Origin of the sequence: Streptosporangium canum, from assembly GCF_900113865.1 — a bacterium.
GTDB lineage: Bacteria > Actinomycetota > Actinomycetes > Streptosporangiales > Streptosporangiaceae > Streptosporangium > Streptosporangium canum.
In genome coordinates this window covers 196,139-210,892 of record NZ_FOQY01000002.1, presented here as the reverse complement: position 1 = coordinate 210,892, position 14,754 = coordinate 196,139, and the positions used below count along the sequence as shown (strand labels likewise).

Annotated in this window: 16 protein-coding genes; 7 read left to right on the top strand and 9 right to left on the bottom strand. The window is 71.9% G+C overall.

Going from position 1 to position 14,754, the window contains the following annotated elements; translation table 11 throughout:
- Window positions 1–5: 5 nt before the first annotated feature.
- The 5 genes from BM085_RS03285 to BM085_RS03265 form a co-directional block, all read right to left on the bottom strand.
- Entirely contained in the window at window positions 6–680 is a 675-nt protein-coding gene (locus tag BM085_RS03285; RefSeq protein WP_177244934.1) for an FtsX-like permease family protein, read from the bottom strand.
- Complete coding sequence (locus tag BM085_RS03280; RefSeq protein WP_218158583.1) at window positions 601–2,223, bottom strand: ABC transporter permease; 1,623 nt, start codon at window positions 2,221–2,223, stop codon at window positions 601–603. The genes BM085_RS03285 and BM085_RS03280 overlap by 80 nt, the downstream gene beginning before the upstream one ends.
- Complete coding sequence (locus tag BM085_RS03270; RefSeq protein WP_093885532.1) at window positions 2,220–2,759, bottom strand: ABC transporter ATP-binding protein; 540 nt, start codon at window positions 2,757–2,759, stop codon at window positions 2,220–2,222. The genes BM085_RS03280 and BM085_RS03270 overlap by 4 nt, the downstream gene beginning before the upstream one ends.
- On the bottom strand, window positions 2,756–2,995 hold the full coding sequence (locus tag BM085_RS42660; RefSeq protein WP_143120781.1) for a hypothetical protein: 240 nt from the start codon (window positions 2,993–2,995) through the stop codon (window positions 2,756–2,758). The genes BM085_RS03270 and BM085_RS42660 overlap by 4 nt, the downstream gene beginning before the upstream one ends.
- A gap of 157 nt (window positions 2,996–3,152) precedes the next feature.
- On the bottom strand, window positions 3,153–4,151 hold the full coding sequence (locus BM085_RS03265) for a helix-turn-helix transcriptional regulator (RefSeq protein WP_093885531.1): 999 nt from the start codon (window positions 4,149–4,151) through the stop codon (window positions 3,153–3,155).
- Window positions 4,152–4,213: 62 nt separating this feature from the next.
- Between BM085_RS03265 and BM085_RS03260 the strand changes: the two genes are divergently transcribed.
- From BM085_RS03260 to BM085_RS03250, 3 genes are all read left to right on the top strand, one after another.
- Complete coding sequence (locus BM085_RS03260) at window positions 4,214–4,801, top strand: DinB family protein (protein ID WP_093885530.1); 588 nt, start codon at window positions 4,214–4,216, stop codon at window positions 4,799–4,801.
- On the top strand, window positions 4,798–5,259 hold the full coding sequence (locus BM085_RS03255; RefSeq protein WP_093885529.1) for a VOC family protein: 462 nt from the start codon (window positions 4,798–4,800) through the stop codon (window positions 5,257–5,259). The genes BM085_RS03260 and BM085_RS03255 overlap by 4 nt, the downstream gene beginning before the upstream one ends.
- Before the next feature lie 262 nt (window positions 5,260–5,521).
- Window positions 5,522–6,541, top strand: coding sequence for a helix-turn-helix transcriptional regulator (locus BM085_RS03250; RefSeq protein ID WP_093885528.1), 1,020 nt, complete (start codon window positions 5,522–5,524; stop codon window positions 6,539–6,541).
- Window positions 6,542–6,718: 177 nt separating this feature from the next.
- On the opposite strand, the gene BM085_RS03245 is transcribed toward BM085_RS03250, so the two are convergent.
- The gene (locus BM085_RS03245; RefSeq protein ID WP_093885527.1) at window positions 6,719–7,126 is read right to left on the bottom strand and encodes a RidA family protein; all 408 of its coding nucleotides are present in this window, start codon (window positions 7,124–7,126) and stop codon (window positions 6,719–6,721) included.
- Window positions 7,127–7,274: 148 nt separating this feature from the next.
- On the opposite strand from BM085_RS03245, the gene BM085_RS03240 reads away from it, so the two are divergent.
- Window positions 7,275–7,655, top strand: coding sequence for a winged helix-turn-helix transcriptional regulator (locus tag BM085_RS03240; protein WP_093885757.1), 381 nt, complete (start codon window positions 7,275–7,277; stop codon window positions 7,653–7,655).
- Between the two features lie 552 nt (window positions 7,656–8,207).
- Here BM085_RS03240 and BM085_RS03230 read toward each other — a convergent pair.
- Window positions 8,208–9,485: an alpha/beta hydrolase family protein gene (locus tag BM085_RS03230; RefSeq protein WP_093885526.1), complete on the bottom strand. Its 1,278-nt coding sequence runs from the start codon at window positions 9,483–9,485 to the stop codon at window positions 8,208–8,210.
- Window positions 9,486–9,544: 59 nt separating this feature from the next.
- Between BM085_RS03230 and BM085_RS03225 the strand changes: the two genes are divergently transcribed.
- Window positions 9,545–10,096 carry a helix-turn-helix domain-containing protein gene (locus BM085_RS03225; protein WP_093885525.1) on the top strand — a complete coding sequence of 184 codons (552 nt, stop codon included), beginning with the start codon at window positions 9,545–9,547 and terminating at the stop codon, window positions 10,094–10,096.
- A 108-nt stretch (window positions 10,097–10,204) separates the two neighbouring features.
- Here BM085_RS03225 and BM085_RS03220 read toward each other — a convergent pair whose 3' ends face one another.
- Window positions 10,205–11,206: a zinc-dependent alcohol dehydrogenase family protein gene (locus BM085_RS03220; protein WP_093885524.1), complete on the bottom strand. Its 1,002-nt coding sequence runs from the start codon at window positions 11,204–11,206 to the stop codon at window positions 10,205–10,207.
- Window positions 11,207–11,298: 92 nt separating this feature from the next.
- Between BM085_RS03220 and BM085_RS03215 the strand changes: the two genes are divergently transcribed.
- Together BM085_RS03215 and BM085_RS03210 are read left to right on the top strand one after the other, a co-directional pair.
- Window positions 11,299–11,616: an ArsR/SmtB family transcription factor gene (locus BM085_RS03215; RefSeq protein WP_093885523.1), complete on the top strand. Its 318-nt coding sequence runs from the start codon at window positions 11,299–11,301 to the stop codon at window positions 11,614–11,616.
- 247 nt (window positions 11,617–11,863) lie between these two features.
- The gene (locus BM085_RS03210; protein WP_177244933.1) at window positions 11,864–13,066 is read left to right on the top strand and encodes an FAD-dependent monooxygenase; all 1,203 of its coding nucleotides are present in this window, start codon (window positions 11,864–11,866) and stop codon (window positions 13,064–13,066) included.
- A gap of 192 nt (window positions 13,067–13,258) precedes the next feature.
- On the opposite strand, the gene BM085_RS03205 is transcribed toward BM085_RS03210, so the two are convergent.
- Complete coding sequence (locus BM085_RS03205) at window positions 13,259–14,632, bottom strand: MFS transporter (protein WP_093885522.1); 1,374 nt, start codon at window positions 14,630–14,632, stop codon at window positions 13,259–13,261.
- Between the last annotated feature and the right edge of the window lie 122 nt (window positions 14,633–14,754).

Below are 14,754 nucleotides of genomic sequence, written 5' to 3'. Positions count from 1 at the left end.
CGCGTCTAGTGGATGATCCTTCTGGCGGGCAGTTCCATGGCCGACCAGACTACCAAGCCCACCACCAGCACGGACGCCGGCGCCAGCCACAGCGGCCCGGACGGCGCCGGGCGGGCGAGGAAGCCGACGCCGAGCAGGACCAGCGGCACGGCCGAGAGCACGAGCCCCGCCCCCGACGCCCCGGCCGCGATCATCGCCGCCTCCCAGCGGATCATCCGCCTGAGCTGACGTGGCGTCGCGCCCAGCCGCCTCAGGCCGTCGAGTTCGTCACGCCGGCCCGTGGTGGTCGCCACCAGCCGGTTGGCCACCGCCACCAGCACGTAGGCCAGCAGCACGGCGAGAACGGCCATGTTCACCAGCGCCTGGGCCGAGGCCGAGCCCGCCTGCGGGCCCTCCGGCCGGGTCGTGAGCTCGACCCCGGGCCAGCGGGCAAGCAGCGGGCCGAGCTCCGCGGGGCGGGCGAGGATCGCGCTGTCGAGACCGGTCGTGGTGTGCGCGGCGGCCAGATCGCGGGAGACCACGACCGGCCCGAACCCGAGCCCGCGCCGGTAGGTCGCCACCACCCGCGCCCGGCCCCGAGCGCCGTCGCCCATGATCACGTCAAGACTGCGGCCGACCCGGCCCACCCGCTCGTCGAGCGCGATCGCGTGGCCGCGCAGCCCGTTCAGGCCGCCGTCCACGACCTCCAGGTCGACCAGCCCGCCGGCGTCCGGGCCGAGCGCAAGAGCGGGCCTGGACATCAGGCTCGGATCGTCGCCGAAGAGCAGCGGTTCGGTCACCACGGTGGTCGTCGCCACCCCGGCCGCCGGGGTGACGGCCCGCACGTCGGAGAGCAGACCGCGGGGAATGCCGCCCAGGCCGGGAGCGGTGACGGTGACCAGGCCCCGCATGCCGAGCGTGGCCTGCTCGGACCAGCCGCGGTCCGGCCAGCGCCAGGCCGATCACCGCCAGGAGCGCGGCCGTGGCCGGGCCGATCGCGGCCGCTTCCGTCTGTATGACGAGCGGGGCGGTGGCCAGCACCAGGGAGGCCAGGATGAGCAGCAGGCCCGCGTTCGTACGGACCCGCGAAGGAGGCCGGGTCTCCGCGATACCGGAGATGACCGGCATGCGGGAGATGTGAAGCGAGGCGGCCCACGACGCCACCCGTACGACGCCGAGCAGCAACAGCGCCGCGGCCACAGCGGGCAGCGGTCCGTACACCAGCGGCTGATCGGCGCGCAGCGCCCCGACGCTCACCAGCAGCTCACCGAGGCGAGCGGCCAGGAAATAGCCCGATGCCGCGCCGGGAGCCAGCGCCAGTCCCGCGGCTGTGACCCCCTGGACGGCGACCACGCGGCGCACCTGGCGCGGGGTCGCCCCCGCCGCCCTCAGCAAGATCAGCTCGCGACGCTGGCGGTTGATCGAGAGTGACAGCCCACCGCTCACCACGAATCCGACGATCATCAGGCTGATGCCGCCGATCGAGCCGGGAAGCACCAGCAGCAGCCCACGTCCGGCCGCCGCTCCCGGCGACTCGGCGTCGGCCCTGAACCGGCCGGTCGCGACCTCGTACTGTTCGCCGAGTCGCTCCTTGAGCCTCCCGGCGAGATCTTCGGGGGCGAGGCCGGGAGCGGCGCGGATCGCGACGAGATCGACGGTGCCCGCGCGCGCGCCGGTCGTCCTGCCCGCCAGCTCGGCGGCGGCGGCATCGGCGAAGTAGAGGCCGGAGGCGTTCACCAGGGCCGTCACCCGGTAGGTCCCCGGCCGGCCGCCTGCCACGATCCGCACCTGCTGCCCGATCCGCGCGCCCCTGAGGGCGATCTCGTCGGCGGCGCGCGGCGGGCGTCCCGCGATCATCTGCCCGCTCATCGAGAGCGACGACCACCCGTGCCCTCCCGTCGCGGGGTCCGCGCCACGGCTGCCCGCCCCGTCGAGGACGGCGGCGGGAAAACCGAGGTCCCCGATCGCGGCCGCCACCCCCGGAACGCCGGCGACCACGCCGACCAGCGACCCGGGCACGCTTGCCCGCTCGGGCAGCGCCACCGGCAGATCCTCCTTGCGCGGGATCGACTGCCGCGCGGAGACCACCACATCCGCCGCGGCCAGCCGTACGGCGGGCTGCGCGCGGAACCCCGAATCCACCATCACCCCGGTCGCGGTCACCAGCGCCATCCCGCCGAGCACGGCCACGAACACCACGACCAGCCCGCCGATCCTGGCCATCGCCAACGACATCCTGATCATGCGACGGGCTCTCCGGTGAGGCGCGTCAGCCGTACCGCGAGATCCTCCGGCGTCGGCGCGTCGAGCACCTCGATCACCTTGCCGTCGGCCATGACCAGCGTGTCATGGGCGCGGGCGGCGGCCGCGGGGTCGTGCGTGACCATGACGACCGTCTGGCCGAGCTCGTCGACCAGCTCGCCGAGCCAGTCCCGATCCGCCCGGACGCCCGCCAGCCGGAGCGGCAGCGTGATGTTGTCCTCGACGGTGATGGCGGGCAGCAGGTTGTAGGACTGGAAGACGAAGCCCATGTGCTTCCTGCGTAGCTGTGTGCGTCTGGTCTCCGACAGTCCGCTGACGTCCACCTCCCCGATCAGGACCGAGCCCGAGGTCGGCGGGTCCAGTGCGGCCGCACAGTGCAGCATCGTGCTCTTCCCCGATCCCGACGGCCCCATCACCGCCACGAACCTGCCCCGCGGGAAGGCCAGCGTGACCTCGTCCAGCGCGACGAGTTCGCCGTAGCTCTTGGTGACCCGGTCCAGGGTGACCACCGGGCTCACGGACGGCGCCGGTTGACGTGGTGAACGACCAGGCCGGCCGCGGCGGCGAGGCCGACCACCCCACCCGCCAACCCGACCGGCGTGAGCTCGCCCCTCATGGCGAGGTTGGACACCAGGTTCACCGCCACGCCCACCACCAGCAGGACCCAGAGCAGCGCGCTCACCGGGGAACCGCCCCGCTTGCGCGGGACAGCGGACGGGCGGGCACCGGGTTCGATTCGATACGGATCGTTCATGAGGACAACGCTATGGATCGGGCCAGGCACGGAGAATCCCCCTCACCCCCCGACAGCGGGTACAGCCTGCTGTAGTACCGGCCGCCGTGGCGCCGACCTCGATCATGCTCGGCGTGGAGGCGGCGGAAGCGCTCTTCGGCGCCGGCGTGGTCGTGGCTCATGACTCCTGCGTGTCCGGCGCCGGTGGGATCGCCGCACCGGCCGACAGCAGTCTCCGCGCCAGCGCGCGACAGCGCGTCCCGAGCTCCGGAGGGTCGACCACCTCGAAGTCGTGCCCCAGCAGGAGCACGTGCATGAGCACGAAGTCGAGGCTGCCGGCGCCGCTGAGCACCTCGCAGAGCTCGCCGCCTCGCCGTCGTATGACGGCCGCCGACGCCGGAATCTGCGCGCGCACCGTGTCGGCCGACGCGTGCACGAGGAAGCGCGCCTGGTGCGGGTAGACCCGGCTCGCCACCCCCTCCTGCACGTACGTCGCCGCGTCGGGCGCCGTACGCGGGTCGAAGCGCCAGGTCCGTGCGGACACGTCGGTCATCCGGTCGACGCGGAAGCTGCGCCAGTCGTCGCGGTCGAGGTCGTAGGCGAGGAGGTACCAGCGCCGGTCGGAGGCGACCAGGCGGTAGGGCTCGACCCGCCGCCGCCGCACCTCGCTCCCGGACGGGTAGCCGAAGTCGGCCTCGACCTCGTCGCGGCAGGCTCTGGCCAGCGTCATGAGCACCTCGGGGTCGACCGGCGTGCGGCCTCCGCCGAAGAACTCCACCGAGCCGCAGAGCGCGCGCACCTCGTGCCGCAACCGGATGGGCAGTATCTGGTCGAGCTTGGTCAGCGCCCGGAGCGCGGCGTCGCCGGCGCCGGCGACCGCGCCACCCGCGCCGGCGAGCAGCGAGACCGCGGTGGCGATCGCCTCCTCGTCGTCGAGAAGCAGCGGCGGCAGATCCTGCCCCGCGCCGAGCCGGTAGCCACCGCCGACCCCCTGGCTGGCATGCACCGGATAGCCGAGTGCGCGCAGCCGCCCGACATCACGCCGTACCGTGCGCGGTGTGACCCCGAGCCGGTCGGCGAGCTCGGGACCGGTCCAGACCTGGCGCTGCTGCAGCAGCCCGAGCAGGGTCAGCACCCGCTCCGTCGTACCCCGCTCCTCAGCGCTTGCCGCATCCATGCCGCCCACCCTGCCAGAGATAGCGGACCGATCCTGTCCGCCAGGGGTGTCAGGGTGGCTCCATGGACGCAGACGAACTCGACTGGAACCGGACATTGCGCGAGCAGTGGGAGTTCCACTGGAACCATCAGCTCCGAGCCCGGCTCGACGGCCTCACCGACGACGAGTACTTCTGGTCGCCGGTGCCGGACGCCTGGAGCGTGCGGCCGCACGGCAGCTCGACGGCGCCCATGCAGTTCGGCGCCGGGGACTTCACGATCGACTACGCCTTCCCCGGGCCGGTCCCCGCGGCCTTCACCACGATCGCCTGGCGACTCGGTCACGTCATCGTCGGCGTGCTCGCCGCGCGCAACGCGGCGCACTTCGGCGCGCCGCCGGCGTCGTACGAGACCTGGGAGTACGCCGGCAGCGCGGCCACCGCGCTCGACCAGCTCGAGGCCCAGCTCGACGTCTGGCTGGCCGGGGTGCGCGACCTCGGCGAAGCCGGGCTCCGGGTCCCGGTCGGCGCGAAGGAGCCCTTCCCCGAGGCACCCATGGCCGATCTGGTGCTGCACATCCACCGCGAGCTGATCCACCACCTGTCCGAGGTCTGCCTGCTGCGCGACCTCTACCTGCACACGAAACCCACCACGAACGGATCAACCCGATGAGCCGCCACCTCCAGGTCACCTTCGACGCCCGCGACCCGCGGGCCCTGTCGTCCTTCTGGCGCGACGTACTGGGCTACGTCCACCCCGGCCCGCCCGGAGTCGACCTGCCCGAGGACGCCGACCCGCTGGCCGCGTGGGACGACTTCCTCGCGCGGGCCGGCGTACCGCAGGAGCAGCGCAACACGAGCTCGGCCATCGAGGACCCGGACGGGCACGGCCCACGGCTGTTCTTCCAGCAGGTGCCCGAGGACAAGGTCGCCAAGAACCGCGTCCACCTCGACGTCCGCGCGGCTCCCGGACTGCGGGGAGAGGAGCGGATGGCGGCGATGGAGGTCGAGTGCGACCGGCTCGTCGCGCTGGGCGCGACGCGGGTACGTCGCTACGAGCCCGCTCCCCCGCTGAGCGCCGGCTTCATCGTGATGGCCGACCCCGAGGGCAACGAGTTCTGCCTGGACTGAGGCAGCTCGGCCGCGGTCGCCGAAGGCACAGCCGGTCTCGCGGCCGAGGCAGCCGGCGGTGACCAGGCGCTCCAGCAGCCAGCGGTGACCAGGCGCTCCAGCAGCCGGACGGGCGCGAAACCGACCCCGCCGCGCCCTCTTCGGGGGTGCCGGGGTCGTAGCGGTCACGAGCCCTTCCGGTTGTTCTCGTTGGCTGGCCGCGAGACAACAGTCGCAGGGGAAGCGGCCAGGATGTGGCCGCTTCTTGGGGCAATATGACGTCATGCCGAAGACCTCAGCGCGACTGCTCTCGCTGCTCTCCCTGCTCCAGGCGCGCCGGGACTGGCCCGGGGCGTTACTGGCCGAGCGGCTGGACATCAGCCCGCGCACCGTGCGCCGCGATGTCGACCGCCTGCGCGAGCTCGGCTATCCCATCGTGGCCGTCAAAGGCCCCGACGGCGGGTACCGGCTCGACGCCGGCACGCAACTGCCCCCGTTGCTGTTCGACGACGAGCAGGCCGTCGCCCTCGCCATCGCACTCCAGATCGCCACCACCACCGGCGCCGGCATCGAGGAGGCCGCCGCACGCGCGCTGAACACCGTCCGGCAGGTCATGCCCGTACGGCTGCGCCACCGGATCGACACCCTCCGGGTCACCGCCGTCGAGCGGCCCGCGAGCCGGCCGGACCCGCAGGTCGACAGCAGCGTGCTCATGACGCTCAGCGCCGCCGTCCACGCCCGCGAAGCGCTGCGCTTCGACTACGCCCCCGCGTCCCCGCCGGGAGCCACCGGCGACGACCGCGCCGAATCCCCTCCGCGCCGGGTGCAGCCCCACCACCTCCTCACCTGGGGCGGGCGCTGGTACCTCCTCGCCTGGGACCTCGACCGCGAGGACTGGCGCACCTTCCGTGCCGATCGGATCACCCCGCGCACCCCCGCGGGGCCCCGCTTCACCCCGCGCGAGCTGCCCGGAGGCGAGGTGGCCGCCTTCGTGGCCGGCAGGTTCCGGGGCTCCGACGGCTCGGACGACTGGCCCTGCCGTGGCGAGGTGATCCTCGACCTGCCCGCCGCCGTCGTGTCCCGCCACAGCCGCGACGGAGTCGTCGAGGAACTCGGCCCGAACCGCTGCCGGCTCGTCCTGGGCTCGTGGTCATGGCCCGGCCTGGCCGCCGCCATCGGCAGGTTCGACGCCGACATCGAGGTCGTCGGCCCGGCCGAGCTCAGGGACGCCTTCGCGCGCCTGGCCCGCCGCTACGCCGACGCCGCGGCCGGCGCGTCCTCCACGCCGCCCCCGATCCGGTGAGCCAAGCGCATGTCGACCACGGTTCGGGGCGGAGGCGCGAAGGTCTGAGGCGGTGCGGCCGGAGGGCGCCGGCCTTTCTTCTTCCCCGGGTGACGGCGAGTTCCCCGGGTGACGGCGAGGCGGGAGGCGATCTCGCGGGCTCGCGCGCGTGCGCCCCGAGCCGGATCGCCGGAACGTTCAGTCGATGATCGCGGTGGCTTCGACCTCGACCAGATGGTCGGGCACGTCCAGTGCCGCGACGCCCAGCAGCGTGGCCGGCGGTACCGGAGTGACCCCCAGCTTCGCGGCCGCCCGGGTGAGCCCCTCCAGGAACAGGGGCATCTTGTCGGGGGTCCAGTCGACGACGTAGGCGGTCAGTTTCGCCACGTCGTCGAAGGAGGCACCGACCCCGGCCAGGGCGGTGCCGACGTTGAGGTAGCACTGCTCGACCTGAGCGGCGAGATCACCTGCGCCGACCGTGACCCCCTCGGCATCCCAGGCGACCTGCCCGGCGATGAAGACGAGCTTCGACCCGGTCGCGATCGACACCTGCCGGTAGACATCGATTTCCGGCAATCCGCTGGGGTTCACCAGGGTGATGGCCATACTTGTCTGCCTCCTTGTCTCATGCGAGCCTGTGGGCTCGCTTCCACCGGACCAGGACGCCCCTGGTCTCTTGTGGTTACTCAGGAACTGTAGGAGAGTGTTCGCTGACATGGAAGAACGCACTTTTCAGTGACTGGGGAACCTTATGGTGACCACCAAGCAGTTCACGGGCTCACCCGAGGACGCAGACCTGACGCGCGCGGACTCTCTGGCGCGGGAGATCTTCTCGGACGTCGCCAACAAGTGGGCGTTCCTGATCATCGAGTTTCTGGGTGAACGCACCCTGCGCTTCAGCGAGTTGCGCAACGAGATCGAGGGCATCAGCCACAAGATGCTCACCCAGAACCTGCGCATGCTGGAGCGCAACGGCCTGGTCGAGCGGAAGGTGTACCCCACCGTGCCGCCGCGGGTCGAGTACACCCTCACCGAGCCGGGCCAGGCCCTGCGCGGGACGGTGGATGGAATGTGCGGCTGGGCCCAGCACTACCTCGGTCACATCGAGGCCTCCCGCCGCCGCTTCGACGCCTGACGGGTGCGGCGCCCGCACGCGAAGCCGGCGGCCGGGCCCCACCCGGCCGCTGCCCACCACCCGCGACCGCGACGGCCGCCGGCTCGGCGGTTCCGCCGGCCAGTGGATCGAGGAACTGACCGGAGCCGTGCTGGAGCACGGCGCGTCGGGCTTCACGCTCTTCTCCGCCGGCCACGGCGCCCCTGACCTCACCCTCCTGGCCCGCTGGGCCCGGGAAATCGTCCCATCGGTCCGCGAGGCGATCGCGAAGTCCACTCCACCCCCACCGGCCCCTCCTGGATCAACCAGGTCGAGCGCTGGTTCAGCCCGCTGACCGACGGGCTTCAGCGAACAACGTGAACTCGCTGTCTCAGGCGCAGGACACTGGCTGCGGCCTTGACTCAGTGATTGCGGCCGAGGTGTTCCCGGGCGAGCAGCCGAGTGAGAACCCGCTGTGGGTGCCGGAAGTCGCGGAGCCTGCGGCCGGCGCGTGGCGGCCTTCCTTGCGGGGTGCGGACGGTCTTGATGTCGCGTCGGTGGACCCCAGCGCACCCCGGCCGGCGGGGCTGACGCTCACCGCACGGGCGGGGAGCCCGGCGTCAGCCACTCCACGATGTCGGCGACGACGGCCGGGTCCACGTGTTGCGGGGGCTCGTACTCCGCAGGCGTGGACGGGCCCGCGCCGGGAAAGAACAGATGGTCGTCGGCGTCGTAGACGCGGATCGTGACATCCGGCCGGTGAGCGAGGCCCGCCTCCCACCCTGACAGATCGTCCGCCACGGTCACCTGGTAGTCGCGGCCGCCCTGGAGGATGAACATCGGCTTGTCCAGCGCCGCCGCGGTCGCGACCGGGTCGTAGCCGCGCAGATCCAGCCAGTACTCCGCCGACCAGCCGAACAGCAGCGCCTCGGCCGGTGTCGACGGCGACAGGCCGGGACTGGCGACCATCGCGGCCTGCCGCGTGAACGCCTCGACGGCGGCCTCCATCGCCGGGCCGGGATCCAGTGCGGCGAGGTATCGGACGACGCGGACGGCGGCCTGGTGCATCGGCTGCGTGTCGCCGGCCATGATCACCAAACCGGCGACGGACGCCTCGGCGGCCGCGACCCGCGGTGCTGCCTTGCCTCCCATGCTGTGGCCCAGAACGAAGACGCGGGCGGGGTCCACGCCCGGCTGCCGTTGGAGCAGGCGAACGGCGGCGACCGCGTGCGGCACGTACTCGTCGGCCATCGTGAAGCCGGCCGTGTCCGCCACCCTGCCGCTGTGGGTGTGGGTCACCTTGTCGAACCGCACCACCGCGACACCACGGCCGGCCAACCCCCAGGCCAGGTCCTTGAGCGGTTTGTTGGCTCCGCTGGTGGCGTCGCGGTCGAAGGGCCCTCCCCCGCTGAGCAACACGACGCCCGCCCGCGGGCCGGGCCCACGCGGCAGGCTCACCGTGCCGGTCACGGCGAGAGGGCCGTCGCCAACCGTGACGTCGTGCTCGTCGAACCTCGTCGGGTCGGCGTACGGCGGCGGCGCCCAGGGCGCGGTGGCCGCGGCAAGCCGCAGATCGTTCAGCATGCCGTCGTGGTCGACCGCGACCACCACGGCGAGTTCCCCGCGCTCGCAGGCCACCGGGACACTCACACCGACCAATCCCGCCCGGGCCGGCTCGCTCACCGGCTCCCCGATGGCGGCGACCGGTCCGCGCTTGCCGATCACGGACGTCCAAGCGGCCCGCAGCGCCTCAGCGTCGACCAACGCCCGCAGCGGCGGCGCGAAGAGCCGTTCGATCTCGGTGAAGCGTCCCTTGCACGCCATCTCGACAACCGCGACGGCGGTCGCTGCCGGGTCGGTTCCCATCGTCATCCCCACCCCTACCTTTCTCGATATTTGAGAAAGGTAGCACGATATGAGATCGTAGAGAGGTGAACACGTTCGAGCTTCTGGGGCACCCGGTGCGACTACGCGTTGTGCACGCGATGCGTGGAGGACGGACGCTGACGACGTCCCAGCTGTGCGCTCGCATCCCGGATGTCTCGAAGGCCACCGTCTACCGGCACGTCGACCTGCTCACCGCCGGGGGAATCCTGGAGGTGGCCGACGAGCAGCGAGTGCGCGGCGCGGTGGAGCGCCGATACCGGCTGCGTCAGGACCGGGCGGCGATCGACGCCGACACGTTCGAGTCGCTGTCGCTCGACGACCACCGGCGCACATTCGCCACCGCGACGGCCACCCTGCTCGCCGAGTTCAACGCCTACCTCGACCGCGACCGCGCCGACCCGGCGGCAGACCTCGTGGGCTACCGGCAGCATGCCGTCTGGCTCAGCCGAGACGAACTCCTTGCGATGATCGGCGAACTGCGCAGCGCGATCGCACCCCGGCTGGCCAACCAGCCCGCACCCGGCCGCGCGCGATATCTGCTCAGCCCGATCCTGTTCCCGACAGAGGAGCCGTCCGCCGACCCCGAGGCCGGCTGAGTCGCCACCATACGCGCACGCCGCCGGCCTGATCATCCGCGCCGAGAGCGGATGTCGACGCGTGCTCGTCGCCCGTCTCCCGCACCGCCCTACGCCTCGCGGTTGGGCTCAGTGGGCCACGGTGACCACGATCTTGCCGAACTGGGCGTTGGACTCCATGTGCTGGTGTGCCTGCACGATCTCCTCCAGCGGGAACAGGCGATCCACCACCGGACGGAAGACCCCGGCACGCAGGCCCGAGGCGACGAACGCCTCGGCCCGGCGTAGCCGCCGGGGGTCCTTCGTGATCTCCAGCACCGTGTAGGTGCGCATGTTGAGGGCGGGCATGCCCAGGGCGAATCCCGGATACGGCGTCGGCTGCCCGCTCAGCCCTCCGTACAGGAAGAGCGTGCCGTCCGGCGCCACCGCCCGCGCCAGGTCGGTCACGCCCGGCCCGGCGACGGCGTCGAAGACATATTCGACCCCCTTGCCGCCGGTCAGGGCCAGCAGCCTGGCCGCCACGTCCTCCTCGTCGGAGACGATCACTTCGGCCGCGCCCTCCTTGAACAGCCGGTCCTTCTTGTCGCCGGTGCGGGTTATGGCGATCGGCGTGGCCCCCACCCGGTTGGCGGTGTGGATCGCGGCCAGGCCGACGCTGCTGGAGGCGGCGTTCAGCGCCACCACATCGCCCGCTCGCATTCCGCCCACCTCCACCAACGCGCCATATGCGGTGAGGTAGGGCATCCACACCGCGGCGCCGGACACCGCGTCCACCCCGTCGGGCCGGTACAGGAGCGCGGCTGCGGGGACGATCGCACGCTCGGCGTAGACGCCGTAGTCGTTCTGCGAGAAGAAGCCCGGCAGGACACTGATCGCCTGCCCCTCCTCGAATCCGGTCACCTCCGGGCCGACCGCCTCGATCACACCGGCGGCCTCGGAGCCGAGCATGGCGGGCAGACGCCTGACCGGCTCGATGTACTGGTCGCTCCGGAACAACGCCTCGGCCCTGTTGATCCCGATCGCCTCCACCCGGATCCGCACCTCGCCAGGTCCCGGCTCACCCGTCTCCAGGTCATCCAGTCGCATCACCTCGGGCCCGCCGACCTCGTGGAACCGCACCGTCCTTGCCATGACACCGTCCTTCGCTCGCTGTGAACGTGATCCACCATGGCGCATAAGTACGATAACCGTCAAACTTCGATGCGTGTCGTACTATTGGACCTATGGGACGTACACCACCACACCCGGAAGCGTCACAGTTCGACCTCCAGCGGATGCTGGAGGCCCTCGTCGATCCGGTGCGCCGGAGCATCGTCACGCAGCTCGACGCCTCCGACGAGGACATCAAGTGCGGCGCTTTCGACATACAGGTCAGCAAGTCCACCGCCACCCACCACTTCAAGGTGCTGCGCGAGGCGGGCCTGATCCGGCAGCACTACGTCGGGACCTCACGGATGAACACCCTGCGCCGCACCGAGGTGGACGAGGTGTTCCCCGGCCTGCTCGACGCCCTCACCGCCCACCAGGCCAAGGAGCGCTGACCCCCGCTTCCGCGAGCCGTACGGCGAGCCGAGGTCTCGACGGACCTGCCGCGCAGACCGGCGGAGCCGCCGCGCCACGGCCCGGACGGCACGCCCATCCGTTCAACCTCTCCCCCGACGTCGGAGGCGTTCCGATAATTGACCATCTCGTGACCGGCGGCTCAGCGGGATGGGGTCGCCTCACCGCGCACCTCATCTGCTACTCTATGCTACGAATTGATTACCTTGCGCTATAACGGGAGTTCGTGTGAAGGTCGCCTGCGTCGGTGGCGGACCCGCCAGCCTGTACTTCTCGATCCTGATGAAGCGGGTGGACCCGTCCCATGACATCACCGTCTACGAGCGGAACCCAGCCGGGTGGACCTACGGCTGGGGCGTGACCTATGTGGACGAGCTGCTCAACAATCTCCACAACGCCGACCCCGAGTCCGCACGCGCCATCAACGAGAACTCGTTCCGCTGGGACAGCTGGGTCGTGCACGTCCACGACCGCATGACCGTGACGGAGGAGCACGGAGACGAGGGCTTCGGCATCGGCCGGCGCCGGCTGCTCGGCATCCTCGCCGAGCGGGCCGGCTCCCTCGGCGTGCGCATCGAGTTCGAGCGCGAGATCGCCGGCGAGGACGAGCTGGCCGACGCCGACCTCGTCGTCGCCGGCGACGGGGTCAACAGCGTGCTGCGCGAACGCCACGCCGACCACTTCGGCACCGAGGTCACGGTCGGGCGAAACAGCTACATCTGGCTCGGCACCACCAAGGTGTTCGACGCCTTCACCTTCGCCTTCGTGGAGACCCCGCACGGCTGGATCTGGTGTTACGGCTACGGATTCAGCAAGGAGCACAGCACCTGCGTCATCGAGTGCTCCCCCGAGACCTGGAGGGGACTCGGGTTCCACCAGGCGAACGAGGCCGACAGCCTGGCCCTGCTGGAGAAGCTCTTCGCCGACATGCTGGACGGACACCCGCTGATCGGCCGGGCGCACGCCGACGGCCGCGCGCACTGGCTGAACTTCCGCACCCTGACCAACCGGACGTGGTACCGCGGCAACCTCGTCCTGCTCGGGGACGCCGCGCACACCACCCACTACTCCATCGGCGCGGGCACCGACCTCGCGCTGGGAGACGCCGCCTTCCTGGCCAGCGCGCTACACGAGGACACCCACCTCCAGCCCGCCCTCGCCCGCTACGAGCGGGAACGCAGATCCTCGATCGTGGGCACCCAGAGAGCGGCCCGCTACAGCGCTCAGTGGTATGAGAACCTCCCGCGCTACATCAGCCTTCCACCGGCGCAGATGTTCACGCTGCTCGGCCGGCGGCACTCCCCCCTGCTCCCGCACGTCCCGCCGCGGCTGTACTACCGGATCGGCCAGGTGGCCGGGCAGTTCGAGTCGCTGCGCAGTCGGCTGGGCTCGAAGGCCGCACGGCACACGCACGGCGGGACACATGGTTGACATGACCGCGGTGGTCGACGCCCAGCCGAGCACCGGCACAGGCTGTCGCCACCGTCCGGTGCTGCCCGCCCCTACCGCGCGGAGCGGGCGGAGGAGATGGTCCGCGCCTTCCTGAAGGGGCGGGTGACCTTCGCGACGCGGACAGTCCCCACTGAGTTCGTGTCCGTGCGATGACTCGGCCCTGGTCGGGCGTCATCCGGCCGTCTCCGCACCGCGTGCGAGCGCGAACACGGACCAGGCGACGGTGCAGACCGCGGCCGACAGCAGCAGAGCCCATCCGGTACCTGCGGCGACGGCGGCACCCATGACGGCGACGCCGAGGGTGGCGCCGACCTGGCGCACCGCGTTGAGCAGGCCGCCCACCGCGCCGGCCGTCCCTGCCGGGGCGGCGCTGACCATGGCCGCGACCAGGGCCGGCAGGGCGTAGGAGACGCCGAAGCCGGTCATCAGGAGGCCCACCGCGAGCCATGGGTAGCTCCCGCCGGCGAAGACCGCGCCGGCCAGCACGGCGCCTCCGGCGGCCAGCAGCGCCAGACCGGCCAGGATCGGACGGCGAGGCCCCACCCGCGCCACGATCTTGCCCGTGAACGGCGGATTGGCGGCGAAGGGAACGGTCAGCGGCAAGAATGCCAGTCCGGTCTGCAGCGGGTCCAGGTGCCGCTCCTGCTGCAACAGCAACGGCAGCACGAACAGGCTCCCGGTCAGTGCGAAGTTCACCCCCGCGGCGGCCAGCAGCCCGGCCCGTACCCGGCCTGACCGCAGCAGGGCCCGGTTCAGTACCGGCGCCTGGCTGCGGCGCTCCAGGCCCCAGAACGCCGACGCCGACACCCCGAGCCCCACCGACGACCACGCGGCGTGGACCCATGCCTGTGAACCGGCGGAGATCAGCGCGTCCGTGAACAGGGCCAGCACCGCGGCGGCTGCCAACTGGGCGGGCCAGTCGATCCGGCGGTCACCGCGCGGACAGGCCACCGCCCGGCCCAGCGTCAGCGCCAGCACCACCAGGCCGATGGGCACATTGACCAGGAAGACCGACCGCCATCCGGCCGCGCCCACCAGGGCGCCGCCCGCGATCGGACCGGCCGCAACGGCCGCACCGCTGATCGCGGCCCACACCGAGACCGCCCGCGCCCGCGCCGCGGGCTCCGGGTAGAGCTGGGCGATCATCGCCATCGAGGCGGGCACGCACGCCGCCGCCGCGACCCCCGAGATCGCCCGGAGGAGGACCAGGGCCCACAGTCCCGGAGCGAGCGCGCTGAGCGCGGACGCGAGCGTGAAGACCGCGATCCCGGCCCGGAAGAGCCGCTCGGCGCCGAAGCGGTCCGCCGCCGCCCCCGCCGACAGCAGCAGCGCGGCGAACGCCACGGTGTAGCCGGTGGTCGCCCACTGCAGCCCGGCCATCGAGGCGCCGAGCGAGGACGCCAGATCGGGCTCGGCGACCGACAGCACCGTCATGTCCAGCAGCACCATGAAGTAGCCCAGCGAAATGCCCGCCAGCGCGCGGGCACGCCCCCGCCCCGGACGGGGATCCGCCAGCACCGGCGCGGGTGAATTCAAAAGGGTCATGCCTGAGACAGCTCCCGAAGACAAAAGTGAGGATGACGCGACCCACTGTGCGATCCGGCAGGCCTGCGGCTCCACCGCCTCGGCCGCACGGCTCGTTCGGAATTTCCGAACGCCCGGCGCCG